This window comes from Chitinophaga sp. NPDC101104 (assembly GCF_050277495.1).
Classification (GTDB): Bacteria; Bacteroidota; Bacteroidia; order Chitinophagales; family Chitinophagaceae; genus Chitinophaga.
In genome coordinates this window covers 2,418,847-2,445,307 of record NZ_JBNNSF010000001.1, presented here as the reverse complement: position 1 = coordinate 2,445,307, position 26,461 = coordinate 2,418,847, and the positions used below count along the sequence as shown (strand labels likewise).

Here is a 26,461-nt window from a genome sequence, read left to right as displayed (position 1 = left end):
TTGTTTATAACCCAAAGCTAACATAGCGCCGGCGCCGGGTAAATGATGTCGATACAGGGCCTTGATGACATTCATGCATTGCCGCGCCGGCCCGGCTGATCACGATCAATGGCGGGGCGTACGGCCGTCAGCGCCAATGATCCGGCAACTTCGTACTTTGCTAAAAACGCTGGGTATGGAAGAAAAACAGGCGATACAGTACGTCCGGAAATCGGACGGCGGACTGGCGGCATTTTCGGAGAAAAAACTGCGCCGGTCGCTGACCCGCTCCGGTGCTACGGACGAGACGGCAGACGGGATCATCGCTTCCCTGCGGCCCAGGCTTTACCCCGGTATTTCCACGCGGGAGATATACGACCAGGCTTTCGGCATGCTGAAAGACAGGATGCGCCCTGCCGCAGCGCGCTATCATCTGAAAAGGGCCATCCTGGAGCTCGGGCCGTCTGGGTTTCCTTTCGAACAGTTTATCGGGGAACTCTTCCGCCGCAGGGGCTACAACGTTCAAACCAACCAGTTCGTCACCGGCCACTGTGTCAGGCATGAAGTCGACGTAATGGCCACAACGGCCGGTGAGAAAAACTTTATCGAATGCAAGTACCACCAGGCAGGCATCAAATGCGACGTAAAAGTGGCGCTTTACGTACATGCACGGTTCCAGGACATCGCGCGCTCATTCGAAAAAACCAGCCCCGGCAACCTGCATGGTTGGCTCATCACCAATTCCCGTTTTTCGTCTGACGCGCTCCAGTACAGCAACTGTGTGGGATTACAGTTACTGTCCTGGGACCACCCTTCCGGTAAAAGCCTTCGCGACATCATCGACCAGGAACAACTCTACCCGGTAACCTGCCTTACCACCCTCAGTCATTACGAGAAATCCAGGTTGCTGCACCTGGGCGTCGTGCTCTGCAGCGATCTGCTCGGGCGGCCCGGTGCCCTGAACGAAGCGGGCGTTCCTCCCGGAAAAGCGGACAGGGTGCTGGAAGAAGCCGGCACACTCTGCGCAAAAGAGCAGCACCATCGCAAGCAAAAAGACAAAAAAAGCCCCGCCTGACCGGCGGGGCAGCAGTAGCGGCAAAGCGCCCTATTTTACCGTTACGTTCACGGTGGGAGCTGTTTTTGTGTCTTCTTTTTTCGGCAATACGATCTCAAGTACGCCATCGGTATATTTCGCTTCGATTTTACTGGCGATCACCGACTCCGGGATTTCGAAAGAGCGCGTAAAGCTGCTGTAATTATACTCCTGCTTCCGGTAGTTGTCCTTTTCCTCTTCATGCTTCGATTCCGTTCGGGAACTGACGGTCAGCAGCCCTTCCGACACATCGATCCTGAAATCTTCCTTCTTCATGCCAGGCGCTGCCATGGCGATTTTGAATGCATCTTTCCCTTCACTGATGTTCACCGCCGGAACGGTCAGAAACGGTTTGTTTTTCTTCCCGTTCATATCGAGCCATCCGGAAAAGAAGTCGTCCCACAGGGCCGGGAACATCGTGTCGGGTTGTAAAGAAAGCGTTTTCATGTTACTTCAGATTTATAAGTGATGAGATGAAATTTCCATGGTTGAAAATTACCCAGGAATATCCCGGCAAAGAATGACGCAAATATGGCTGCTGCCTGATCGATATCATCCGCTCCCTTTCCGGGCCTGCGCTCCGCCATGGGGACGAAAGGGACGTAAGCGAGGCTTTTATCACGCAGGAGTTTTCCCCATCCGGCCAGGAAAAGGGGCTCAGCGGTCTTTTCCGGATGCTGAACGGGCCAGCAACAACCTCCAATGCGCCCATTCCTCCAGATGGTCTGCGGCAATCTTGGCCATGGCCGCGAATGGGATGAACAGGACCATGCCCGCAACGCCCCAAACGATCCCTCCGGCAAGGATGGCTACCAGCGTTGCCCAGGTGCTTACGTTCAATTGCGCGGCCACTACTTTCGGGAAGATGATGTTGGCCTCCAGGTATTGCACGAAACTGAAAACCCCGATCACTCCGACAGGGTACCAAATGGACCCATGGACGGTCCACGCCGCCGAAATTGGCAGCAATGCGCTCACAATGATCCCGAAATAGGGAATGATGGTCATAATGGCCGTAAGCATCCCGAAAAGAATGGCATGGGGCACATCGAGCAGGTAAAGCCCGATGGAATTGAGGATACCCACGATCAGGTACACGAGGGCCATACCTTTGACATATTGGAAATATGTCCGGATCACCTGCCGCAGGATCGTTTCCAGTTTATGCGCGTAACGGTCGCCCGCCATCTCCTCCAGGAACGAAACAAAAACCCGTCGGTGGAATAAAAAAAGTGCAGCAAAAACCGGCGTCATGAACAACATAAAAAGTGTATTCGCCGTGACATTGACCGTCCCCCTCAGCACAGGGCCGATGAACCCCATGACCTGGCCTGCCTGGTCGTGCAGCCAGTTATCCTGCACCTCGAGCGTGATCCGGAAATTCAGCGCCAACCATTGCTTCATATCCGTCAGCGATCCTTCCAGCTTAGCCGCCAGCATCGGCCAATCGCCCAGGAACGATCGGAGTTGCCAGACAAGCAGCGCCAACAGCGCTGCAAACAGCGCGATGACGATAATGAGGCAAACCGTCACCCCGGCCGTCCTGGAAGCGCCCCGCCGCTCCAGCGCCGTACAAACCGGGTACATGATCATCGCTACCAATAAACCCATAAACAGCGGCACGAAAAGCGGCTTCCCGAAAAAAAGCAATGCCCCGCCAGCCAGTATGAGCACCAGGCTCCTGGCCAGATTATCTGTATTGCGGACTGGTTGCATGTGGTGATTTGAAGTGAACAATGATATTACGGATAATAACAAGTTCACTTAATTCCCCTTCATGGAAAATGACCACTGTCGCAGCGAAGCTGATCCTAATCACCCCGGCGGGATCCGGCTATCCAAACCCCTAATTCTATATAACAGCGCGTAGCATCCCTATTCCTCTTCCATCACCACAAGCCGGTCCACGACCAGCCCGCTGTTGTTATCGGCGGCGAACTGGATGGCAACCTTGCCATCGTTGGTGTCTTCCCGCATCATGAAAATTTTGATCCATTTCCCTGTTGCCGCGATGTCGCCGGTTTTCAGCTCCCTGCCTTCGATCGTGATAATACCGGAGGCCTTACCGTTGCCTGGGCGCAGGAGATGCAGATATACATGTCCTTTTACGCCGGCGGGCGGTTGGAGCTGGATGGAAAAATCCCTCCCGGCCCAGGCGCCAACGCTATCCCGGCGGATGGTCCGCAGGCCGGTGGCGCTGTATTTGTAGCCTTTGTTGGCGATCACGGCATCGTCTTCCGCAGACCAGTCTTTGGAAGCGGAAGCGTTCCGGCCCGCACTGATGAACAATGCCGCACCGTTGAACTCGCTGGGCAACTGCGAAGTGGGCGCCGGAACCTCGGTTTGGGCCAGGATCTCTTTCAACCGTGCTTCCGGCAATGCCATTTTCGGGCTGAAAGCCGGGCTTTTCATGTATTGCACGAGGCTGTAGTACAATTGCCGGGCGTATGCGTTCGCGGGTTGGCGGAGGTTGTATCCGCAAACCAGGAGCTTCCCGGCACCGATGCACGTTTCGAAAATACTGCCCAGTTTTTCGTTGAAATGGAAATCGGAAACAGGCTGCGCGATGGGCGTATATGCCGCCGGCATGCCAGTCAGTTTAAAGTACTTCGCTCCGGGAGTGATCCGGTACCATTGCCAGTTCGTGAAATCGCTGGTCGGGAAATGGCGGAACGCTTCGCTGCCAGCATCGATGCGCGAACCGAGCGTTTCATTGCCCTGGCCCGGGAAGAAGCTCGCGCTCCAGAAGAGCGGCGCAAAGCTGACCGGCGCCGAGGTCCGCTTGTTGCCGAGCTGGTCTGCCAGCAACAACACCTTCCCTCCTTTCGCCAGCACGCTATCTACCGAATGGTCCCAGGCATCGTGTACGTAGATGCCGTCGGTATCGACCGTCCGTTTCTCCGCCGGCGGGAATACGAAAAACTGCCAGCTGTTGCTATACTTATTGTCCGCGAAATACAACCTGAATGTGTACTGGCCTGCCTGGCCGGGGAAATCTCCCAACGGCAGGTCAAGGCTGTCCGCTTTCGTGAGCGTGCCCTGCGGGAATACCGACTGGCGGGCCTTACCGCTATGCAGCTTTTTCCCGGCGGCATCGGTGATTTCCCAAAGCAGCGGTCCATTCAGATCGGATTTGAAAAAGTTCGCCACTTCCATGCCCATGCGCAACGTATCGGCGTGGGTGTAGGTGAACGTAGGCGTGCGTACCAGCGGCACTACGGCATTGCTGTACCCGCGGAAATTTTTGGCGGAAGTGGTGCCCTTATCGTCCCAGAAACAATCCAGCCAGCCTACGAGCGCTTCGCCCTGGCCCTGGTAATCCTGCAGGCTCAGGAGCTGGAACCCCGCGCTGGAGGGCGCCAGTTGGATATTCTCGATGAGGTTTTTATACAACAGCTGCTGCAGCTTGCCCGTGGAACTTTGAAAATCCCTATCCTGCAAAGCCACGCCGTTTTTCAGCGCCATATCCCGGAAACCTTCGAGGTTGCGGGCTTTCAGCACGCCGGTGTATTTACCGGTCTCGCTCCAAAGCGGATGTACCGGCGCCTGGCCAACTTCATGCGCGATGATGGGAATGTTCGCCCGGCTGTAATTCGCTTCCAGCCCCGCATCGGTTTTGTTCATGCTGTATCCGTAAGTGCCGCCCACTTCCGGGATGTTATGCGTCACCATATAATCATCCACCGGCATGATCTTCCGCGCGGTGGATACGGAATACAACCTGCGCGGATCGCCGGCCTTCGCCTTTTCGATCCACTGTTGCATCACGTCGAAATCGGAATTGCCCAGTTCGTTGCCGATACAGAAAAAGAGGAACGACGGATGATTGCCGTATTCGTCGATCACGCGTTTCATTTCCGCCTGCACAAAAGCGTCGGCACTGGGGTTCTTGCCCAGCCCCTGCGGATAGTTTTTCGTGTTCATTTCCGGCCGGGTTTTCTGTTCGCCGGCCATCCACCAATCCAGCCAGATGATTTCCGTCTGGATGTAAATCCCCATTTTGTCTGCCGCTTCGAAAGCCGCGCGCGGCGGCGTCCAGGAGTGGAAACGGACGGTGTTCAGCCCGAATTCCTGGTACTTTTTGAAAATCCGCTCCCATTCCTTCTCATCGCAGGAAGGATAGCCGGTGAGGGGGAAATGCACACAGTCGAGGTTCCCGCGCACGAACGTCGCCTTTCCGTTCACGAGGATTTTATTCCGCGAAGCGGACACTTTCCGGAACCCGATCCTGTCGTTCCACGCAACGGTATTTTTCCCCCGCTTCAATTCCACCTTTACATCGTATAGATTGGGATTGAATTCGTCCCATAGCCGGACATGCTCCCAGCCCAGTGGCGCAAACGCCACCAGGGTATCGCCGGCCGGGACACGCAATTTGCGGACGATATTTTTCACCACTTTACCCGTTTTCGGATCGTTCACGGCCACCGACGCTTCCACATCCGCGGCAACGTCGCTTTTCACCATCACTTCCACCCGCATCTCCATTTTTTCCGCATCCGGGTAAAATTTCGCCCTTTCGATGGAAAAAGTTGGTGTGGCCTGCAATTCCAGCCGGCCCACGATGCCGTTCCAGATACTTTGGGTGTATTCCGTATAGCCGTGCCCTTTATCGCCGATGTTATGGATGAGATCGTTGTTCACGCAGATATCGATCGTATGGGTGCCGGGCGCCAGTTTCCCGAGGGTATGGCGGTGCGGAACGTAGAGGGGCGACAGGCGGGAGATTTCCTTTCCGTCGATAAAAACCCGGCTTTCCCACAACACCCGCTCCAGGAACAGGCGCACCTCCTTCCCGGCCCAACCCGCCGGTATGGTGATCTGCCGGTGATACCAGGCAGGACCAACATGTTTGTAGGCCCGAGTCAGGATACCGTAATCGGAGCCCGTGGTTTTTTGTCCGATACGCGCCTGGTCGGTGGTCCCGGGCAATTGCACCGTATGCTGAAAAGTGCGCGGCGGTGTGTTCCGGTTGAAATATGTGCTGTCCGCATCCAGCTGCACGGCCCATTTCCCGGCGAGCGACATCCGCTCCTGCGCCTGCGAAGGCAGCGTGGCGGCCATGCCGGCAAGGAGCATCGATCCCAATATCCAATCGTTCGTTCTCAGTTTCATAAGTAAAGTTGTTCGTTCAAAGTACAAGGAATCGGCGTTACAAACAATGGATGAGCGGCTCGACAAATAAAAACTCCCCGAATGGAAAATCAGAGTGTATTTATCGATCAGGATCGTATTACAATCAATAGCCAGGGTTTTGTTTGCCCTGCAATTTCGGGTTCTGTTCGATCACGCTTTGCGGGATGGGGAATAAATAGTTTTTGTTGGCGAAGAATTTCCGGTCGCCGCCGCGCGCGTCTACCGGTGCGTATTGCAGCGATCCGTTGGGCGCCACGGTAATGGAAATCCCGCGCAGGGGGCGGTTCAGGTTCACTTCGGCGATTTTCCAGCGGATGAGGTCCCAGTAGCGCTTGTCTTCAAACGCCAATTCCACCCTTCTTTCCCGGCGGATGGCCGTGCGCATCTGGTCTTTGCTCAGGCCAGCCGGCAGCCCGTTGAGATCGGATCGGCCGCGCACGGCGTCTACCGCGGCGTACACCGTTGCATCGGGGCCTGCGGCTTCGTTCTGCGCTTCGGCATAGTTCAGCAGCACTTCCGCATACCGGAAAATGATGTAGTTCTGGTAGCTGGTGTAGCCGTCCCAGCTGGCGGCGCCCAGCGTAATATCGGTGGCCATGCGCTTGCGGGGGTAATATCCGGTTTGGCCGGCATCGTCGCGGTCGGTGAGGTCTATTTCGTTGGGGCTTCCGATCCCGCGGCGGGTGAAAATCGTATCGTTGTAGAACCAGGAGCCGTCATATACGATAGACTGGTAAAAACGTTTTTCCCGGTTTTCGTAAGGCTTTTGCGGGTTGTAGCCGGACGTGGGGTCGGTGATGACTTTCCCGTTGGCCATGGCATAATCGTCCACGAGGTCTTGCGTAGGGTTCATGCCGCCCCAGGAGGTTTCGGCGCCGCCCTTGGTGAACGTGGGGCCGATGAGCCCGTCGAGGCTGCCGCCTTTTCCCGGGCCCGGAGGCGCGTATTCGCGGTAGAGGATGGATTCTTTGCTGGCGTTGCCTTTGCTGAGGAACAGCGCCGCATAGTCCGGATCGAGGTCGTAATCCAGTTCGTCCATGATTTTTTTATTGCTCGCGGCAGCGGCGGCCCACTTACCGGCAAACAGTTCGCACCAGCCTTTCAGCGCCATGGCTGCACCTTTCCCGATCCTGCCGGAATTCGGCATGGGCGGCAGGTCGGCGTAGATGGCGGTGCATTCGTCGGTAATGAATTTCAGTGTTTCCTCTGAAGTATTGCGCGCCCGGAACACGCCGTCGCCCTGGGTTTCCACGTCGAGCACATCGGTGATCACCGGCACCCCGCCGAAGGCCATCCAGAGGTTGTGGTAAAAATAGGCGCGCAGAAAACGGGCTTCGGCCAGCCTTCCTTTTTTATAATCGGCGGAAAGAGAGGAAGATGCGGTCACGTTCCTGATGAACACGTTGCATTTGCGGATATAGGTGTAGTTGGTAGACCAGTTGTACATATTGCTCACTTCGCCCGACAGGCCGGCGTTTGCGGGAGAATAGAGCGCCTGCTGGACGAGCGTCCGGGAGGTGGGCCAGGCAAATCCGCAGATCGTATTGTCTGACCAGTTCTCTACCGGATCGTACCAGTTATTGCCGTCGGGCAGGCTGCGGTAGATATCGTTCAGGAAAAGGTCGGAGGCGCCGGGGTCTGTCCAGACATTGGCGTCTGTAAGCCTGTCGCGCGGTTCCACATCCAGTTGTTTGTCTGAACAGGATGTCAGCGCAGCCGCTCCCATCAACAAACAGCATCCGATTATCGATATATGCTTTTTCATCATCTTGGTCAAAATTTTAGAAATTAACGTTTAAGCCAACGGTGATCACTTTCTGCTGCGGATAATAGTTCCCGTTGCTGACGCTCGCCTCCGGGTCGAAATCCTTCATGTCTTTGGCCCAGGTAATGAGATTCTGCCCGGACACATATGCGCGGACAGATTGCAGGCGTGCTTTTGCGACGAGGTCTTTCGGCAGGGAATATCCCAGTTCCACGGATTTCATGCGGAGGTAGTTCACTTTCCGCATCCACCAGTCAGACACCTGCGTGGAGTTCTGGCTGGGTTGCGGCAATACGCGCGGATAGAGCGCCCCGGTGTTGGTAGGCGTCCAATAGTCGAGCGTGGTGGCCAATGCAGAGCCGCTGTTGAAGAAAGGGAACGCGGCCTGGCCGTTCAGCAGGAAACTGCCGGCGCCCGCGCCCTGGAAGAGCAGGTTCAGATCGATGCCTTTGTAAGAGATGGTGGGCGAGAAACCGTAGATCAGCTGGGGCGTAGACGGGTTGCCAATGACTTTCTGGTCGTTGGCGTCGATCTTCTTATCGCCGTTCACGTCTTCGTACATAATATCTCCCGGGCGGAGGGTGCCGAATTGCGCGACATCGTATTCCCCGCCGTCGATGATGCCGTTGCCGTTCTTATCATCGCTTTGCTGGAAGAGGCGGATGGCGTGATAGCCGAACTGCGTGCCGATGGGCCGGCCGGTCTGCTTCCGGTTGGGATTGTTGAAAGTAGCGGGCAGTTCGAAAATCTCCACGTATTTATTTTTCGCGTAAGTAGCGTTGGCCACCAGGCTCACCCGAAAATCCCGCGAGATGTTATAGGTCGATCCGACGCTGAAATCGAAACCGCGGTTGCTGACCGCCGCGGAGTTCGACTGCGGCAGCCCGATCCCGTATTCCGCCGGCACCTTGTTCTGGTTGGCGATGAGGATATCGTTGCGCTTCTCGATGAAATAATCGGCTTCCATGGTGAACAAACCTTTCAGCACGGAGATCTCAAACCCGATATTCGTTTTCTTCGCTTTTTCCCAGGTGATGGCCGCGTTGCCGGGGGCTGTTTCCTGGAGCCCCTGCGAGCTGGCGCCTCCGAAAACGGCATTGTTGCTCAACAGCGAAAACGCGCTCAGGTACTGGAACGGCGCCAGCACACCGCCGATGTAAGGCAGGGCGCCGCTCTCGCCGTAGGAACCGCGGATTTTCAGGTTATCCAGCCAGGCAACGTTTTCCATGAACTGCTCTTCCGAAACCCTCCAACCGGCGGAGAACGCCGGAAAGAGCTGGTACCGCTGCCCAGGCGCGAACACGTAATGCCCGTCGTACCGCCCGGAAGCTTCGAACATGTATTTACCGTCGTACGCATAGGTAAGGCGGAAGATCATCCCCCGCTGCTTCAGCTCTCCCGATGAGCCGCTGTTCGACAGGTCGTTGGCATTGGAGCTGCCATTGTTCAGCTCGGGAATCCCCACGTTATAGTTTACCCGTCCCGCCCCGAAACTGGTCGATTTGGTGTTGCGGGACTCCAGTACCAGCGTAGCGCCCACATCGCTCTTACCGAAACTGTTGGCATACGTCAGGAAGCCCTGGTACGTGAATGCCTGGCTTTGCCCGAAAGAGACGTTGTACGTCGGTTTCTGCGGCCCGTCGGACCCGATCTGCGTGATGGTATATGGACGGGTAGCCGCATCCGTGATCGCATAATACGGGATGGGCGTAGCCCAGGTTTTCACCGTGCCGCCGTTGGGATCGTTGTAATCGTAACTGAACACGGCTTTGGCGGTAAGGCCTTTGAGGGGCAGCTTTTGTTCCACGCTCACCTGGCTCAGGAGGATCTGGCGGAGATCGTTGGAATAACCGCTTTTGTAGATGTTCCCGTATGCCGAGCGACCGATGTACGAGCCCCAGAGCCCGTTGCTGAAGAGCACCGGTGCCACGGGGGGCGTACGGTACAGCTGGTCGAATATGCTGCCGGCGGAACGGGCGGGATAGCGCCTGTCTTCCACCCTGCCGCTCAGCGATATGCTGAACTTCGTGGTGTTCGTTACCTGGGCTTCTACGTTCGATGTAAGATTATAGCGCTTGAAATTGGTGGGGCCCCACATGCCGTCCTGCGACAGGTACCCCAGCGCCCCGAAGTATTTCACTTTCTCCGAACCGCCCGAAACGGACAGGTTGTGCCCCATCATGGGCGCGTTCCGGTTGATGAGCGTTCGCAGCGGATCGTTCACGGGGAATAGGTCCGGGTCGGAACCGTCTTTGAATTTCTGGAGCGCGTTATCGTCGTACACCGGCGCCGTGCCCGCGTTTGCGGCGGCCGCATTGCGCATGGTGGCGTATTCGAAGGAGGTCACCATTTTCGGCAGCATGGTCGGGTTTTGCCAGCCGTAATAGCCGTTGTAAGACAGTTGCGGCTTGCCGGCGGAACCTTTTTTCGTGGTCACGAGGATCACGCCGTTGGCGCCCGCTACGCCGTAGGGCGCCACGGCCGCGGCGTCTTTCAGGATGGTGAAGCTCGCCACGCTGTTGGGGTCCAGCTGCTGGAAGCTGCGCGGAACGCCGTCTACGATCACAAGTGGCGCGGTGTTGCCGGTGGTGCTGAAGCCGCGGATGAGGATGGAAGAGCCATCGTAACCGGGCTCGCCACTTCCCTGTTTGAAGATCACGCCCGGCACGCGGCCGCCCAGCGCGTTGCTCAGGTTAGCCACCGGCAGGCTCGCCACTTCGGAACCCTTGATGCTGGAAACGGCCGCCGTGAGCGAGGTCCGCTTCTGCGTGCCATATCCCACCACGATCACTTCGTCCAGCTTTTTGTCGAGCGGCTTGAGCACGAACCGGATATCGGTCTGATCGCCGACCGCGATCTCCGTGGGCGACGAAGCCATGTGCGTGGCCACGAGCACCACATTTTCTCCCGAAACGGAAATGGTGAATTTGCCGTTATCGTCCGTAATCGCGTTGGCCGGACGGCCCTTGATGGAAATGGTCGCGCCCGGTAAGGGTTGGCCCTGTTCATTTACCACCGTTCCCGTCACCTTCCGCGTAGCCTGCGAAAAGCCCGGGAAATGGATGAACAGCAATAGCAGGATGAATAATCCACTGACCAGAGGAATAACGTGGTGATGTTTACCTAATTTCATTAGATGTGAGTTTTAGTTTAGTATACCTGAACCTTTTTCGCAACAGGATGCCGGTGGCCGATCAGGGATCGCCCGGAAATAACATGCATGGCTGCATGCATCACATGGTAAGACGGAAATGCTGTTTCGTCAAAAATGCTGATGTCTGGTGCTAATCGTCGTTTTTCATAACTGTAAGACTATGGAATGTGGCGCCAACACTGCTTCATCCGGCGCCGGATTCAAAATAATTACCTTTCGTTCCATGCATGCGCATGGCAGCGCAATGCAGCTTTCGTTCGCCAGCCTAATGGTTTCGCGGTATGTTCAGGTTTTAATAATGGCTTCCTGTGTTGCTTATCATACCGGGTTTACAACAATACGGGAAAGAAACGGGCGCTTTTCCTTTCACTTCCATCCCATCGCCCCGCCTCGTTGCTGACTGATGGCTCACTGCTTATATCATACAAAACATCGGGTACTGTCCGCGGATGATGCCGTAACGACGACGCGCACGTCAAAACCGGCGGTAACGTTACAAAACTAGGCGTAATCCATAGCCCGGCCAATGGACTAACTAACTGATCGCATGGACAATCTTATGGTCCGCAAGCAGCCTTTCCGAATCGTACGTATCTTGTTCCGGCATGCAGGATGCATGTATGGATTCCACTTTTCACCCAATCGATTGTAAACTTTCCGCATCATGAGATGGACATTCACATTCCTTACGGCCGCGTTATTGCTGTTTCAATGCCAGACCTTCGCCCAACGTGTTGCATCGCCTGAAGAGGTAACGGTTTCACTGAACGGGGATTGGTTGTTTTGTATAGACTCGCTGGATGAAGGGGCTGCTGCGCGCTGGTTTTCCACAACACTCCCGGCCCAAATATCGAGAACGGTCAAAGTACCGCACACCTGGAATGTTGACCCCGGCACCGAAGAATACTACGGCACCGCCTGGTACCAACGGGAAATCGACATCCCGCAGGAAACGAAAGGCAAGTCCGTCCGCCTGAAATTCAACGCCGTGTACCGCGACGCCCATATTTATCTCAACGGCCAGCAAATCGCGAAACACTACGGTTCCGGCTACACTGCCTTTTATGCAGACGCGTCGAAAGCGGCCCGGAAAGGGAAAAACCTGCTGACCGTTTCCGTGAACAATCAATTCTCCAACACGGCACTCCCTTACGGCAAATCGTTCGACTGGGCCAACGACGGCGGTATCACGCGAAGCGTATCCCTCCATATTTCCAACCCCTCGGGCATCGATTATATTTTGGCCGATGCAAGACCCGTTCCCGGAACGAAAGCGGGCCAACTGCACGTGCAGACCGTCCTGCTCGACAGAAAAACCCAAAAACCGCTGCGCACCCGCCTGTCTGTAACCGATGCGGCACAACAGGTCGTATTCACGCAAACGCAAAACGGAACGCCGAAAGACGGCAAACTGACAACAACGGTACAAATCCCCGAAGTTCAGCTTTGGCATTTCGATCACCCCAACCTCTACCAGGTACGTATAGATGTGATGGACAAAAACACCGTTATCGCCACCAAAACCGTCACCATCGGCTTCCGCAGCATCGAAGCCCGCAACGGGAAAATCTTCCTGAACGGTGAACCGGTAAGACTGTCTGCCCTGGAATGGATGCCTGGCTCCCATCCGGATTACGGCATGGCCGAGCCCGCGGCTATCCTTTACGGCAACCTGGAACACCTCAAAAAGCTGAACGCCGTTTTCACCCGGTTCCATTGGCAGCAGGATGAAGCGCTGCTGGACTGGTGCGACCGCAACGGACTGCTCGTCCAGGAAGAAATCCCGCTATGGGGAGGCGCTACCGTGCTCGATTCCATTAAATCCGTTGCCATGATGCAGGCCGATGAAATGGTACTGCAGCATTTCAACCATCCTTCCGTCATCGCCTGGGGCGTGGGCAACGAGCATTCCGGCCAATACACGCCAACGCACGATTACGTGAAACACATGTACGGTTACATCAAGGCGATGGACAGCAGCCGCCTCGTCAATTATGTCAGCAATACCATCCAATACAATCCAAAACTGGACGCTACCGTTTTCGGGGACGTCATCATGTGGAACGAATATTTCGAGACCTGGTTCGGCGGGAAAATGTCGGATGCCCCGGCGATGCTGGACAGCATCCACAAATATCATCCTGAAAAACCCGTCGTTGTGTCGGAATACGGGGTTTGCGAGCCTGCGTTTGCCGGCGGCGATCCCCGGCGGATCGCGCACATGATCAGTCATACCGCCCTGTACGAAACACGGCCTTTCGTAGCCGGCGCCATCTACTTTTCCCTGAACGATTACCGGACTTTCATTGGTGAAGAAGGAACGGGCAAGCGCCGCCAACGGGTACACGGCATGATCACGCTCGATGGTGAGCTGAAACCTTCCTATCACATGCTGAGAAACCTCTTCAGCCCGATCATCGTGACCAGCATGCAATCTTCCCCAGACAAGGCCAGTATATCCGTCACCGTTACCATTCCGGGCGGTATGCCGGCGTACACGTTGACAGGATATACGGCGCAGGTTTCCAGCGCATCGGGCGCGGGTGAAATGCTCCGGCTGCCCATCATGGAACCGGGAAAACAATACAAATTCACCCTGAAAAACCAGGATGGTGACAACAGGCAGGTCGTGTTCAGCCGTCCCGGCGGGTACGCTGTGATCTCGGTCCCGGTCAACAGGTAAATTCATCGCAAATAAAAAAGGCCTCCCGGTATGGGGGGCCTTTTTTATTCCGGCAGGATGCGGGGACGGTTGCTTCGCTCTCGAAAAGCCCCGCTCCCAGCCGATCTCCGGCTTCCTGCCTGTGCATCGCTGCGGTATTATCAGGGAATCATCTTTTATCCCACCAAACCGGTTTGAGCCAGTCGTTTTGCCCGCCGATCCGCTTCAGCGCTTCCTGGTAGTTGGCCGTGTTGTTGAACGCTTCCGTTCCGGGATAGTACAACCGCAGGAATGGGACTTTATTCGTTTCCGATTCGGTTCCCACATCTGCGATCGCTTCCAGCACCGGGTATCCCGTGCGGCGCTGGTTGGCGAACGATTCGTAGCCGTTGGGGAAGAGCGCCACCCATTTCTGCATATTGATATGTTTGAGCACCGTGTCTGCCGGCAGCCCGGTGAGCGGATGCGCCGTCACGAAAGCATCTACCTGCGGTTGCGGAACGGGTTCCATTCCGGGGTACATTTCCAGCTGCTTCATGGCGGCGCGGATGCCGTTGTGGTAGAACTGTTGCGGGTTGGCGCCAGCCCAGCCCCGGGCGGCGGCTTCCGCCAGCAGGAACTGGACTTCGGCATATCCCATGTGCAGGAAGGAGGCTTGTAATTGGACGAAAGGCCGGTTGATGACACAGAACTTGTTGGCATGGGGGATCACGCGGCCGCCCGGCGCGGTAAAATCGCTCCAGTTATCCCACCAGTAAAGGCCGGACTGAACGGACATAAAACCCGTTAAAGCAGTGATATCTTCTCCGGCAGGGTCGCGGTTGATGAAAAAGCGCGACAGCCGGGGATCGCTGTGATACTTCAGGTATTGGACGAAGGTGTTGGTACCGATCGTATACAGGAAGGAGGATTCTTCATGGAAGGCCTGTGAGAGGCCGTTGCCGCGGAGGTCGGGGAAACCGAAGTTTTCGTGGATGATCTTGAAATTGTCGTCTGCGCTCGCCATCACGCCCGCATCTACCGCCGCTTTCACTTCCCGCGCGGCCATGTTGGCGTCGATTTTGGACAGGCGCATGCCCAGCCGCAACCGGAGCGAATTGGCCAGTTTCTTCCAGCGGTCTACATTGCCGTTGAAGACGATATCGTTCAGGAGCGCCTGTTTACCGGCGTCGAACTGGGCCGTTGCCTCGGCCAGTTCCTTGAACAGGTCTTTGTAGATATCCTGCTGGAGGTCGTACTTCGGCGTATAGATCTTGCCGTAATAAGCGATGCCGGCCTGGGAATAGGGTACATCGCCGTAGGCGTCCGTCAACAGCGAAAAGATGTACGCTTTCAGGATGCGGCCGGCGGCGATATAGTTCACCAGTTCCGGGTCTTTTTTCGAGCGCTCGATCATATCGATGAGCTGTTTGAGGCTTCTTCCGTAGAAGATCTCCCACATGCGCTCGCCGTAAAAATCGTTGCGGATGTACTTCCCGCCGAAGCGCATGCCCCATGCGCCGCTCACGTACTGCGACCGTGGGAGGAAATAATACATAATGGGATAGCCCGTTTCCCGGCCGCCGCTCAGGTAATAGGCCGCGGCGGTCAACTGCTGCCCCGGGGCGATTTCCGCGCCGCGCGTCGGGTCCGTATTGATGGAATCGAAATCTTTCGTGCAACTGCCGGCGCCCACAAGGGCCAGGCAACTGATCAGGATATATGGAACGATTTTCATGTTGGCCGTTTTAGAATTTTGCATAAAGGTTGACGCCATAAGTTCTGCGCGTGGGGAGCGATCCGTATTCAAAACCCTGGCCGTTGCTGTTGTTGTAGCTGGATTCGGGGTCTACGTTCGGGACGTGCTTGCTGATGGTGAACAGGTTCCGCCCGATGAGCGATATCGCCAGTTCCCTGAAAATCCCGTTCCCCAGGAACGATTTCGGGAAGGTGTAATCGATATTGAGCTGGCGGATTTTCACGAACGAGGCGTCGTAGATGAACTGCTCGGGGATATTGTCGGTCACCCGTTGCCACCATGCCTGGGGGCTGACGAATGCGGAAACGTCTTCGTAAATCGGCTTCCCGTCTGCATCGGTCCCTGTCTGGCGAACGCCGCTCACGGAACGGCCGCCGGTCGGTTTCCAGTTGCCGGGCGTTTGCCCTGCCGCCAGGCGCGCCCTTTCAGATTCCGCCCAGCCTTCGCGCCCTTCCAGCGTGGCTTTATGCCGGCCGTTGGCATGCGCGAGAAGGTTGGTCATGGAATAGATGTGCCCGCCCTGCTTGATGTCCAGCAAAATGCCGAGGGAAATGTTTTTATAAGTGAACCGGTTGTTGACACCGCCGATCCATTCGTACTGCCCGCTGCCGATCTTCGTATCCGTTGGGTCGTACAGTGGCAGGTTGTTGGCGTCCAGCACGATCTTGCCCTGCGGGCTGCGCAGGAACTTCCGTCCCACGATGATCCCGAATTCCTCCCCTTCTTCCGCCACGATCGAGGCATTTGCCCAACGCGCCTGCGCCAGGGTATAAAATCCGGACACGAGCGGGCTCAGTTCCAGGATCTTGTTCCGGTTCCGCGCGAAGTTCACGTTCACATCCCAGCTGAAATGCTTGGTGGTGACGGGTTTGCCGAGCAACGTCACCTCGATGCCGCGGTTGCGCACGTTCCCGGAGTTGATCACGGCGCTGGTATACCCGCTGGATGAGGAGATCGGCGCGTTGAGGATCTGGTTCCGGGTGTTGGACTGGTACCAGGTAACATCCAGGTTCAGGCGGTTGTTGAAAAAGACGAGGTTCGCGCCGGCTTCGTACGATTTGCTGATGCTGGGCTTCAGGTCGCTGAACGGCACCTTGTCCACCGCCACCCCGCCGATCGCATATCCGCCCACGATAGGCACGTCGGGATTGCTGCCGTAGGTCAGTTTCAGCTGGTAAGGCTCAACGGCGTCCGTTCCCGTTTGCGCCGCGGAGAAGCGCAGTTTCCCGAAAGTCAATGCCCCGCTTTTCGGCATCAGCTCCGTAAACACGAAGCTGAGCGACGCCGAAGGATAGAAGAAGGAATTCCGGCCCATGGCGAGCGTCGACGACCAGTCGTTCCTGCCCGTCAAATCCAAATACAGGAAATTCCCGTAAGCCAGGTTCACAGCGCCATACACGGAGTTAATGCGTTTGCGTAGAATCTGTTCATTGCTCAGTTTCGTTTTGAAGTTATTGATGCTCCGCACGCCGCGCACGCTCATATCCCGGCCGGTCGTATTGAGGAGGTTTTCGCGGTAGTCCATGCGGTTGGCGCCGAGGTTACCGCCGATCCAGAAACGTTTCACCTGTTTGCCGTAATTCAGCATCACTTCGGTATTGGTTTCGCGGAAAACGCGGTCTTTCAGGTTGATCATCCCGCTCTGGTTGAACGGGGTCGACACTTCCATGAACTCCCGGAACCCGAAGCGCGAGTAATCCGTACCGGTCCTGGCCTGGACAGACAGTTCGGGGAGCAATTGATATTTGAACTGCACGAAACCGTTGAGGCGGTCCTGGCGGCTGTCGTTCGGCTGTTCGTATATGGCCCAGTAAGGGTTTACCTGGTATTGCTGGTTATTCCAGTTGATATAATTCCCGGTAACGGGGTCTTTATATTCCTTGAGCCAGTTGATGTCGATATTGGGCGCGATCCCGCTCAGCACGTACCCGATGTTATTCGGATTATCTGAGAGGGCCGGACGGTTGTTCACCTTTTCGTTGAGATAGGTGATCTTGGCGTCCATAGTGAGTTTGGACGTCAGCTGCGAGGTCCCGCGCAGGGAAAAATTATGCCGGTTCAGGCCGCTTTCGGGAACGATGTCTTTATTGCTGACGTTGGTATAGGTAAACCGCAGCTGGGCTTTATCGCTGCCGGTAGATACGGAAACCGAGTTGGTCAGCGTGAGGCCGGTGCGGAAGAAGTTCGGGATGGGATTGCGGGCTTTGCTGTAGGGGACCTGTTTGCCGTTCCAGAGCCAGGTAAGGCTGTCGGCGGTCATCTTCGGGCCCCAGCTGGCCTGGGAGTAGCCGCGGGCCGTGGCCACATCGCGCGGGAGCATGCCGTCGCGGCCATTGCCGTAGGTATCCTGGAATTCGTAGCTGGCGTTCAGTTTCTCGAGCACGGAATTGGAGGTCACTTCCACTTCCAGCCCTTGCCGGCTGCCTTTTTTGGTGGTGATGAGGATCACGCCGTTGGCGGCGCGGCTGCCGTAGAGCGCCGTGGCCGCGCCGCCTTTCAGGACGGATATGCTGGCCACTTCGTCGGGGTTGATGATGGAGGAGCCGTCGCCGAGGTCGTACCCGCCGTAGCGGTCTGCCTGCCCGGGCGAGGAATTATCCGCCGGGATGCCGTCTATCACATACAATGGCTGGTTATTGCCGCCGATCACTTTCACGCCGCGGAGGGTCACTTTCACGGAGCCGCCCACGCCGCTGTTGGTAGCGTTGACGTCGAGCCCTGCCACGCGGCCGGTGAGCGCCTGGATGGGATTGGTTTCGCGGGCGCGGGTGAGGTCGCTCCCTTTCACGTCGGTGAACGCGTAACCGAGCGAGCGTTGCTGCCGCCCGATCCCCAGTGCGGTAACCACCACGGTATTCATATCGATCACCCGTTGCGGGGCGTTGGTATCGGCAGGTGCGGCCGGACCGGCGGCCGCCTGTTTGATGATGATCTGGTTGCCGATGGCTTTGATGGAATATTGGGCAGGGGGAAAGATCACTTCCAGCAAATGCTGCAGCGTAGCGTCTTTCCGGCTGATGGAATACTTGGGGCGATTGGCCAGCACGCCGGTGGGATATGCGAAAGATACGCCGGCCTGCTTTTCAAGCAAAGTAAGGATCGCTTCTGCTGGCTTGTCTGCGATGGCCACCGTGAGCTTTTTCGACAGGGCATCGGGCTGGCGCTGCGCGATGGCGTAGAACGACGCGCAGACCATCGTTATGATCAGTGTAATACAGGGAATTTTTTTCATCTCTTCATTTTAAGATGTGATCTGCCGCCGGCGATGTTGGCAGACATAACGCTCCCTTCAGGATCAGCCGGCTAATCCCCCAAAGGCGGGCAATACATCTCCAAACCGGCAGGCACCGGTGATAAAATGGGAACTACGGTAAGCTTTACTTTGTTTTGATCCTGGTTTTAAGTTTCGCTGTTACGGATTTATTTGCGTATCAATTCATAGTCTTTGTCTGAACGGCGGTTAACACGGAGGTCGAGCATTTCGGAAAGAACGGTCAGCGCCTCGTCCAATGGCATGTTGTTAAAGCGGACGGTGATCCTGCTGCCGAGCAGCTGCGGGTCTTTCACATCCAGCGAAACACGGTAATAGGAGCCCAGGGTTTCCAGCACTACCTGGAGCGACTGGTTGCTGAACGACAGGTCGCTGTTGCCCCATCCGCAGCGGTATGCGTAATTGCCTTCCGGCTGTTCCACATCCCCTGTTTTCGCATCCACCACCGCCATATTTCCGGCGGTGAGGACCACTTTCTTCCCGTTGCCTTCCACGCTCACTTTGCCATCCCACACGGTTATATCGCTGAAACCTTTGGTGGTATTGATGTTGAAAGAAGTCCCCAACACCCTTACGAGCCCTTTCTCCAACTGCACGCTGAATTGCAGGTGCGCATCGGGGCTGATGCGGAAGAAGGCTTCGCCGGCCGTGAGCCGCACCGATCTTTCGCCGTTATCTATCTTATATTGCACCGTGGCGCCAGGGCGCAGGAAAACATCGGAACCGTCGGGCAGGCGGAGACTGTCTTTCACGGCGTGTTGCGCGGTATAGGAAGTCCATTCGCCGCCCGTCCCTTTCATCCACCAGTAACCGGCCAATACCAATACCGGCAGCAACACGGCGGCGGCACGCCACCCCTTGCGCCGCGCGGGCATCGTGCGCACCGTTGCGGTTTGAGGCGCATTCGATATATGGTCGCGCATACTGTTCCAACCGGCCTGCACATCGAAGGGCTCGGGCAGTTGCCCGGCAGCCTCCCAGGCCCGGCGTACCTCATCGAACCGGCGGCGGTTCTCCTCCCCGGCATTCAGCCAGTCGCTCATCAGCCGCTGCTTTTCCGGGTTGCCGCTATCGGCCAGGTAGCTGATTATGAATTGGGACAGGTCGTTTTCCATATGCTTATAGTATTAAGACAATTCAGAAAGGGGATACTTTGATGCCTTCAGGAATTTTTTTTCGGGCCAATCCGGCCGCGGAGGGATTTAAGGGCTACGGAGAGCTGGAAATAAACGGTATTGACGGAAATGCCCAGTTTCTCCGCGATCTCGGAAGGCTCCAGGCCGTGGACGCGGCTGAGGAGGAGGATTTCGCGGCAGCGGGGCGCCAGGGTGCCGAGGTGCTGCATCAGCTCCTGCTGGAACAGGATATAATCGGATATCTCGAAGAAAGAATGGCCATCCGCCTGGAACTGGAGTATCTCCTCGCCGATGTGGCGCTTGCGCCGCTTCAGCTCGTTGATGCACAGGTTGGTGACGGCACGGTACAGGTAACTGCGGACCTGCCCGGTAATAACGATGTCGCCTCCCCTGTCCCACAAATGGGCGAAAAGATTATGGACGATATCCTTGGCCAGGCTGCTGTCTTTCACCCACCGGAATGCCAGCAGGTAAAGGGGCTCGCTGTAGGTCGTATATAATTCCTGGAAGACCGTTACATCCCGGTTACGCAGCGCGTCGTTGGCCAGGGAGGCGGAGATGTTCGATTCGTCCTTCATTCCCGTAATAATACAAAATATTCAAATATTTTCCTTTGGAGGGCGATGGCCTCGTTTTGATCAGCATCCCGGGGGCTTGCCTATATTTGCGGATATGGATTTTTCGAAAGAATGCAGGATACCGGCTTCGGGGATCGCGACGCTTTCCGGGTACGGCCTGTTGCAATATACCCGGAACGGAAGCTTCCTGGAGTCCCGGGAACTGGGAGACATCTTCCCCGTTTCGCTGGAACTGAACGAAGGCGTGTTCACCAAGCGAAAAGCGGCCGTCCATTTCCCGGCCGTATCCGTCTGCCAGACCGGGAATTCCATCGTTTCCTCCTGCGCCTGCGGCGGCAGCGACACCGGCCTTTGCGAGCACCAGGCGGAAGTGCTGTACGCCATCATCGAAAGAAAGCAGCTCCGCGTCTTCTTCGACAAACCCCTCCGCCACAAAACACTCCTCAAAACGGCCAGGGAATACGGACTGGAAGAAGAGCCCGACCTGGACGCATATTTCCGGATCAGCATCAAGGGCGACGATATCCTCATCGAGCCCCTCGTCAAAGCGCTTCTCCCGATCAACGACAAGCTCTTCCGCGATGAGCTCCTCCCCCTGCGCATCTCCACGCCCAAACCGCCGGAAACTACAGACGCGGAGAAACGCACCATCCTGGTGATCGACAAACACCGCTTATACAACCAGCCCGCCTTTCTGCTCATGCAGGCCGACGTCTCCCAGACCGGAAAGCTCAAAAACCCGGTCGATAAAATCGATCCGCTCCAACGCATCTGGGAAAGCCAGGACCCCGCGGTCATCAAATTCCTCACCGCCATCTCCACCTTCTCCCAAAAGGAAATCGAATTCGGGCAACCCGCAGACAACAACGCCCTGCGGCTCATTTTCGAAAACCCCATGCAGCTGGACGTCTACCATCACGACCGCTCCGTGTCCGAATCCGTGTCTGCACGGTCGCTCACGCCCGTTCACCTGCAAATCCTCCAGGCGGAAATTTCCCTGTCCGTCTTCAAAAAATCCCCGTTTTTCGAGATTACGGGAAAGCTGCTCATGAACAATACGGCCATCCCGTTCGACAAGCTCGTGCTGCGCCATCAATACTTCATTTTTTACCGACAAACCTATTACCTCGTCGATAACCCCGACATGCTCCGCGTGATCCGTTTCTTCAAAAAGAACAACGAAATCCTGCTCGTCCACGCTTCGAAATACGAAACTTTCCTGCAGTCCGTACTGCAATCGCTGGAACATCTCGTTCAGATCGACTACAGCTATATCCGGCAGGCGACTCCCGCGCAACTCGCGGAAAGGTCATACACAACGGAGCGGCTGGTGTACCTGCAGCAGCGCGACAATTACATTTACATCACGCCCGTCATGAAATATGGCGGTGTGGAAGTGCCGGTGTATTCGCGCAAGCAGCTCACGGATACCGACCGGAACGGCAATGCATTCAAGATCCAGCGCGATAACGAGGCCGAAGTGGCGCTGACCACCATGGTCATGCACCAGCACCCGGATTTCAACGACCAGGTCCGCGAATACGAATACTTCTATCTCCATAAAAACAAATTCCTCGACGAAGACTGGTTCCTCGATGCGTTCGAGACCTGGCGGAAGGAAGGCATTACCATCCTGGGGTTCAACGAACTGCCCGGCAACAAAAGGAATCCGCACAAAGCCCGTGTTCAGATCGAAGTGAACAGCGGGATCGACTGGTTCAACGCGCACCTGAAAGTCAGTTTCGGCAATAAACCGGCATCGCTCAGGCAGCTGCACAAAGCCATCCGCAACAAAAGCAGGTTCGTGGAGCTGGGCGATGGCACCAGCGGACTGCTGCCGGATGAATGGATTCATCGTCTCGAAAAATACTTCCAGGCGGGCGAGATAGACGCCGACATACTGAAATTCCCCAAGATCAATTTTTCGGAGATTTCGGCGATGTTCGACAGGGAAGTGCTGAGCCAGGAAACGCAGGCCGAGATCGCGCAATTGGGGCAGGCTTTCCCGCCGGCGAAAGAAATCCCCGAAACGCCCGTTCCCGCGGGCTTGCAGGCGGAACTGCGGGCGTATCAGCGCGAGGGTTTGAATTGGTTGAATTATCTCGATGGATTTAATTTCGGCGGATGTCTGGCAGACGATATGGGATTGGGGAAAACCGTGCAGATCATCGCGTTCATCCTCTCCCAGCAAGAAAAAAACGGGCATGCCACCCACCTCGTGGTGGCGCCGACTTCCCTGCTGTTCAACTGGCAGGAGGAATTGCAGCGTTTCGCGCCTTCCCTTTCCGTACAGCTGCATTACGGCGCCAACCGCCTGAAATCGGCGGACAGCGCAGGCGATTTCGATGTGGTGCTCACCAGCTACGGGACGCTCATTTCCGATATCGGTTTCCTGAAAACGTTCCGGTTCGGATATGTCTTCCTCGACGAATCGCAGGCCATCAAAAACCCGAATTCGGAAAGGTACAAAGCCGCGAGACTTCTTCAATCCCGCAACAGGATCGTGTTGACGGGCACGCCGGTTGAAAATAATACGGTGGACCTCTACGGCCAGCTGTCGTTCGCATGCCCGGGCCTGCTGGGCAGCAAGCAATATTTCCGGGAAATCTATTCCATCCCCATCGACCGTTTCGGATTCTCGAAGCGGGCGATGGAATTGCAGCAGAAAGTGAAACCCTTCATCCTGCGCAGAACGAAGAAGCAGGTGGCGCGGGAATTGCCGGAGAGAACGGAGATGACCATCTATTGCGAAATGAACGCCGAACAGCGGAAGATTTACGATGCGTACGAACAGGAACTGCGCGACTACATCGCCAATAAAACCGACGACGAAATCCACCGCAACAGCATGCACGTGCTCACCGGCCTCACCAAACTGCGGCAGATCTGCAATTCACCGGTGTTGCTGAAAGAAGGCCATTCCGGCGAAAATTCCGTCAAGATAGAAGTGCTGCTGGAGCAGATCGAAAACAAATCCCGCGAGCATAAAATCCTCGTTTTTTCGCAGTTCACCGGCATGCTCGACCTCATCAGGACGGAACTGGAAAACCGGAAAATCCCGTTCGAATATTTAACGGGGCAAACGAAAGACCGCGGCGCCAAAGTGGCCCACTTCCAGACCAACGATGCCGTCCGCGTGTTCCTCATCAGTTTGAAAGCCGGCGGCGTGGGCCTGAACCTCACCGAAGCCGATTACGTATACCTGGTAGACCCATGGTGGAACCCTGCCGCGGAAAACCAGGCCATCGACCGCAGCCACCGCATCGGGCAACACCGGAACGTGGTGGCGGTGCGGCTCATTTGTTCCGGGACGATCGAGGAAAAGATCAGGATAATGCAACAGCGGAAAAGCCAACTGGCGCTGGATTTGGTAAAAACCGACGGAACGGTGCTGCAGCAGATGTCCAAATCCGATCTCCTGGAAATTTTATAGCGTCAATACGGGGAAGGACTGGTGGCCGTCCACCCGCCATCCACCACGAGGCTCTGGCCCGTGATGTGGCGCGCCTGGTCGGAAACGAGGAACAGCGCGGCATGGGCGATGTCCTGCACGCTGGCGGGGCGGCCCATGGGCGTAATGCGCGACCATACCGCTTCATAATCCGGTTCCGTGGTGGTCCGTTCCGTGAGCGTGGCGCCGGGGGCCACGGTGTTGACGCGGATGCCGAAGCCGGAGACTTCGGCCACGAGGTTCTTCGCCAGCATTTCCAGTGCGGCTTTGGTCATGGAATAGGCCGCGAGGTTTTTATGAGCCTGGTGTCCGGTCACGGATGAAGTGAACAGCAAAGCGCCTCCATTCCCCTGGCCGATCATCTGCCGGGCGGCGGCCTGGGCGAGAAAGAAAGTGCCCCCGATATTGAGCTGCAATACCCGGAACAGCGATTCCGCAGGATAGGAAAGGAATTCCCCGAACAGGGTGATCCCCGCATTCGCAATGGCGATATCCAGCCGGCCGGTTTGCTCCACGGCGGCTTTTACCAATTCGTTGACAAATTTTTCCTGGCCCGAATCCCCCGGAACGGGAAAACAATGCCCGTATTCCGCGCTGATTTTCCCGGCGGCTTCGATGCAAAGTGCGGCGTCGATATCGTTGAGGAATACCGTGGCGCCGTGTTGCGCCAGTTGCCGGCACATTTCAAAACCGATCCCGCTGCCTGCGCCGGTGACGATGGCTGTTTTTTGCTTGAAGTCCATGTTCGTATAGCTTTTGCCGTTGGATGATCGTTTTAATGGGAATCCCGCGTTACCTGGCTGCCGGAGCCGCCTTTGAGAAAATCGAAATCCGCGCCTTTGTCCGCCTGCTCCACATGCTCCACGAAAAGCCGGACGTAGCCGCGGGTGTAGGGGCTTTGGAAGGGCGCTTTCCTCGCCCGTCTTTCCGCTAATTCCGCAGCATCTACTTCCAGTTCCAGGCGCCGGTTCTCCACGTCCAGCGAAATCCAGTCGCCGGATTCGACGAGCGAGAAAGTGCCGTTTTCCGCGGCTTCGGGGGAAACGTGGAGCACTACCGTGCCGAACCCCGTTCCGCTCATGCGCCCGTCCGAAATGCGGACCATATCCGTCACCCCTTGCTGCAGCAATTTGGCGGGCAGCCCCAGGTTGCCGACTTCCGGCATGCCCGGGTAGCCTTTCGGACCGGCGTGCTGCAACACCAGCACGCTGTCTGCGTCCACATCCAGCGCGGGGTCGTTGATCCGTTGCTTGTAATCTTCGATATCGCGGAACACGACCGCTTTCCCGCGGTGCCGCATCAACGCCGGCGTGGCGGCAGACGGCTTGATGATGGCGCCGTTCTCGCAGAGGTTGCCCCGCAGCACCACGATCCCCGATTGCGGGTTCACGGGCGCATCCGCCGTGGCGATGACGTTCGTATCCCAGCTTTTGGCCGGACGGATGTTTTCCGCGATGGATTTTCCATTGGCGGTTTTACATCCGCCCTGCAATTTTTCTGCTATCTGCTTCATCACGGCCGGCAATCCGCCGGCGTAATAGAGATCTTCCATGAAATACCGTCCGGAAGGCTGGAGATTGGCGATGAGCGGCACCTGGCGCGAAAAGCGGTCGAAATCCTCCAGTTCCAGCGGCACGCCTACCCTCCCCGCGATGGCCAGCAGGTGGATGACGAAATTGGTTGAACCGCCGATGGCGGCGTTTACGGCGATGGCGTTCTCGAACGCTTCGCGGGTGAGGATATCGGAAGGTTTCAGGTCTTCATGGACCATTTCCACGATCCGCCTGCCCGTGAGCTGCGCCAGCACTTTGCGGTTGGCGTCTGCGGCAGGTATGGCGGCGTTCCCTGGCAGCGAGAGCCCCAAAGCTTCCACCATGCAGGCCATCGAGGAAGCGGTGCCCATTACGGCGCAATGCCCCCGGCTGCGGCACATCCCGGCTTCCGCCTCGTTCAGTTCTTCCTCGCTTATCACGCCCGATCGCACATCTTCCGAAAAACGCCACAGGTCGCTGGTCCCGATATCCCTCCCCCTGAACTTGCCCGTCAGCATGGCGCCGCCGGAAATAACGATGGCCGGCACATCCACGCTGCAGGCGCCCATAACGAGGGAAGGCGTCGTTTTATCGCACCCGCACATCAGCACCACCCCGTCCAGCGGATTAGCGCGGATGGCTTCCTCCACTTCCATGCTGGCGAGGTTCCGGTACAGCATGGCCGTGGGTTTCATGAGCGTTTCACCGAGCGACATCACCGGGAATTCCAGCGGGAAACCGCCCGCTTCGATGATGCCGCGCTTTACCGACTCCGCCAGTTCGCGGAAATGCGCATTGCAGGGCGTCAGTTCCGACCAGGTATTACAGATGCCGATAACGGGCCTGCCGCGGAACTGATCGTCCGGTATGCCCTGGTTACGCATCCAGGCGCGGTAGATAAACCCGTCTTTCCCTTTCTTCCCGAACCATTGCCGGCTCCTGAGTTGTTTTTCCATGGAATTGAAT

14 protein-coding genes are annotated in these 26,461 nt (G+C 56.6%); 3 read left to right on the top strand and 11 right to left on the bottom strand.

The genetic code is table 11. The features are described 5' to 3' along the window. Nucleotides 1–175: 175 nt before the first annotated feature. Nucleotides 176–1,054: a restriction endonuclease gene (locus ACQKLP_RS09670; RefSeq protein WP_427322359.1), complete on the top strand. Its 879-nt coding sequence runs from the start codon at nt 176–178 to the stop codon at nt 1,052–1,054. Between the two features lie 30 nt (nt 1,055–1,084). On the opposite strand, the gene ACQKLP_RS09665 is transcribed toward ACQKLP_RS09670, so the two are convergent. From ACQKLP_RS09665 to ACQKLP_RS09645, 5 genes are all read right to left on the bottom strand, one after another. Further along, the gene (locus ACQKLP_RS09665; protein WP_427322357.1) at nt 1,085–1,519 is read right to left on the bottom strand and encodes an Hsp20/alpha crystallin family protein; all 435 of its coding nucleotides are present in this window, start codon (nt 1,517–1,519) and stop codon (nt 1,085–1,087) included. 210 nt (nt 1,520–1,729) lie between these two features. Continuing rightward, complete coding sequence (locus ACQKLP_RS09660; protein ID WP_427322355.1) at nt 1,730–2,788, bottom strand: AI-2E family transporter; 1,059 nt, start codon at nt 2,786–2,788, stop codon at nt 1,730–1,732. A 159-nt stretch (nt 2,789–2,947) separates the two neighbouring features. Further along, a complete protein-coding gene (locus ACQKLP_RS09655) occupies nt 2,948–6,187 on the bottom strand; it encodes a glycoside hydrolase family 2 TIM barrel-domain containing protein (protein ID WP_427322353.1) in 3,240 nt (1,079 codons plus the stop codon). 124 nt (nt 6,188–6,311) lie between these two features. Then, the gene (locus ACQKLP_RS09650) at nt 6,312–7,934 is read right to left on the bottom strand and encodes a RagB/SusD family nutrient uptake outer membrane protein (RefSeq protein ID WP_427324361.1); all 1,623 of its coding nucleotides are present in this window, start codon (nt 7,932–7,934) and stop codon (nt 6,312–6,314) included. Nucleotides 7,935–7,989: 55 nt separating this feature from the next. After that, nucleotides 7,990–11,106, bottom strand: coding sequence for a SusC/RagA family TonB-linked outer membrane protein (locus ACQKLP_RS09645; protein ID WP_427322351.1), 3,117 nt, complete (start codon nt 11,104–11,106; stop codon nt 7,990–7,992). 685 nt (nt 11,107–11,791) lie between these two features. Here ACQKLP_RS09645 and ACQKLP_RS09640 point away from each other — a divergent pair. Further along, on the top strand, nt 11,792–13,810 hold the full coding sequence (locus ACQKLP_RS09640; RefSeq protein WP_427322349.1) for a glycoside hydrolase family 2 protein: 2,019 nt from the start codon (nt 11,792–11,794) through the stop codon (nt 13,808–13,810). Between the two features lie 148 nt (nt 13,811–13,958). Here ACQKLP_RS09640 and ACQKLP_RS09635 read toward each other — a convergent pair whose 3' ends face one another. The 4 genes from ACQKLP_RS09635 to ACQKLP_RS09620 all read right to left on the bottom strand — a co-directional run bounded on the left by ACQKLP_RS09635 (nt 13,959) and on the right by ACQKLP_RS09620 (nt 20,512). Continuing rightward, nucleotides 13,959–15,506 carry a SusD/RagB family nutrient-binding outer membrane lipoprotein gene (locus tag ACQKLP_RS09635; protein ID WP_427322347.1) on the bottom strand — a complete coding sequence of 516 codons (1,548 nt, stop codon included), beginning with the start codon at nt 15,504–15,506 and terminating at the stop codon, nt 13,959–13,961. Between the two features lie 10 nt (nt 15,507–15,516). Continuing rightward, on the bottom strand, nt 15,517–18,759 hold the full coding sequence (locus ACQKLP_RS09630) for a SusC/RagA family TonB-linked outer membrane protein (RefSeq protein WP_427322345.1): 3,243 nt from the start codon (nt 18,757–18,759) through the stop codon (nt 15,517–15,519). A gap of 188 nt (nt 18,760–18,947) precedes the next feature. Further along, nucleotides 18,948–19,913 (bottom strand): FecR family protein, encoded by a 966-nt coding sequence (locus tag ACQKLP_RS09625; RefSeq protein ID WP_427322343.1) that lies wholly within the window; start codon nt 19,911–19,913, stop codon nt 18,948–18,950. Between the two features lie 47 nt (nt 19,914–19,960). Then, complete coding sequence (locus ACQKLP_RS09620) at nt 19,961–20,512, bottom strand: RNA polymerase sigma factor (protein ID WP_427322341.1); 552 nt, start codon at nt 20,510–20,512, stop codon at nt 19,961–19,963. Nucleotides 20,513–20,606: 94 nt separating this feature from the next. Between ACQKLP_RS09620 and ACQKLP_RS09615 the strand changes: the two genes are divergently transcribed. Continuing rightward, nucleotides 20,607–23,945, top strand: coding sequence for an SNF2-related protein (locus tag ACQKLP_RS09615; RefSeq protein ID WP_427322339.1), 3,339 nt, complete (start codon nt 20,607–20,609; stop codon nt 23,943–23,945). A 2-nt stretch (nt 23,946–23,947) separates the two neighbouring features. On the opposite strand, the gene ACQKLP_RS09610 is transcribed toward ACQKLP_RS09615, so the two are convergent. Both ACQKLP_RS09610 and ACQKLP_RS09605 read right to left on the bottom strand, forming a co-directional pair. Next, on the bottom strand, nt 23,948–24,706 hold the full coding sequence (locus ACQKLP_RS09610) for an SDR family NAD(P)-dependent oxidoreductase (RefSeq protein ID WP_427322337.1): 759 nt from the start codon (nt 24,704–24,706) through the stop codon (nt 23,948–23,950). Between the two features lie 32 nt (nt 24,707–24,738). Continuing rightward, on the bottom strand, nt 24,739–26,451 hold the full coding sequence (locus tag ACQKLP_RS09605) for an IlvD/Edd family dehydratase (RefSeq protein ID WP_427322335.1): 1,713 nt from the start codon (nt 26,449–26,451) through the stop codon (nt 24,739–24,741). Between the last annotated feature and the right edge of the window lie 10 nt (nt 26,452–26,461).

Bases quoted from the DNA above. Each gene is read 5' to 3' on its own strand.
- ACQKLP_RS09670 (WP_427322359.1), top strand. From the start codon at position 176: ATGGAAGAAAAACAGGCGATACAGTACGTCCGGAAATCGGACGGCGGA.
- ACQKLP_RS09665 (WP_427322357.1), bottom strand. From the start codon at position 1,519: ATGAAAACGCTTTCTTTACAACCCGACACGATGTTCCCGGCCCTGTGG.
- ACQKLP_RS09660 (WP_427322355.1), bottom strand. From the start codon at position 2,788: ATGCAACCAGTCCGCAATACAGATAATCTGGCCAGGAGCCTGGTGCTC.
- ACQKLP_RS09655 (WP_427322353.1), bottom strand. From the start codon at position 6,187: ATGAAACTGAGAACGAACGATTGGATATTGGGATCGATGCTCCTTGCC.
- ACQKLP_RS09650 (WP_427324361.1), bottom strand. From the start codon at position 7,934: ATGGGAGCGGCTGCGCTGACATCCTGTTCAGACAAACAACTGGATGTG.
- ACQKLP_RS09645 (WP_427322351.1), bottom strand. From the start codon at position 11,106: ATGAAATTAGGTAAACATCACCACGTTATTCCTCTGGTCAGTGGATTA.
- ACQKLP_RS09640 (WP_427322349.1), top strand. From the start codon at position 11,792: ATGAGATGGACATTCACATTCCTTACGGCCGCGTTATTGCTGTTTCAA.
- ACQKLP_RS09635 (WP_427322347.1), bottom strand. From the start codon at position 15,506: ATGAAAATCGTTCCATATATCCTGATCAGTTGCCTGGCCCTTGTGGGC.
- ACQKLP_RS09630 (WP_427322345.1), bottom strand. From the start codon at position 18,759: ATGAAAAAAATTCCCTGTATTACACTGATCATAACGATGGTCTGCGCG.
- ACQKLP_RS09625 (WP_427322343.1), bottom strand. From the start codon at position 19,913: ATGGAAAACGACCTGTCCCAATTCATAATCAGCTACCTGGCCGATAGC.
- ACQKLP_RS09620 (WP_427322341.1), bottom strand. From the start codon at position 20,512: ATGAAGGACGAATCGAACATCTCCGCCTCCCTGGCCAACGACGCGCTG.
- ACQKLP_RS09615 (WP_427322339.1), top strand. From the start codon at position 20,607: ATGGATTTTTCGAAAGAATGCAGGATACCGGCTTCGGGGATCGCGACG.
- ACQKLP_RS09610 (WP_427322337.1), bottom strand. From the start codon at position 24,706: ATGGACTTCAAGCAAAAAACAGCCATCGTCACCGGCGCAGGCAGCGGG.
- ACQKLP_RS09605 (WP_427322335.1), bottom strand. From the start codon at position 26,451: ATGGAAAAACAACTCAGGAGCCGGCAATGGTTCGGGAAGAAAGGGAAA.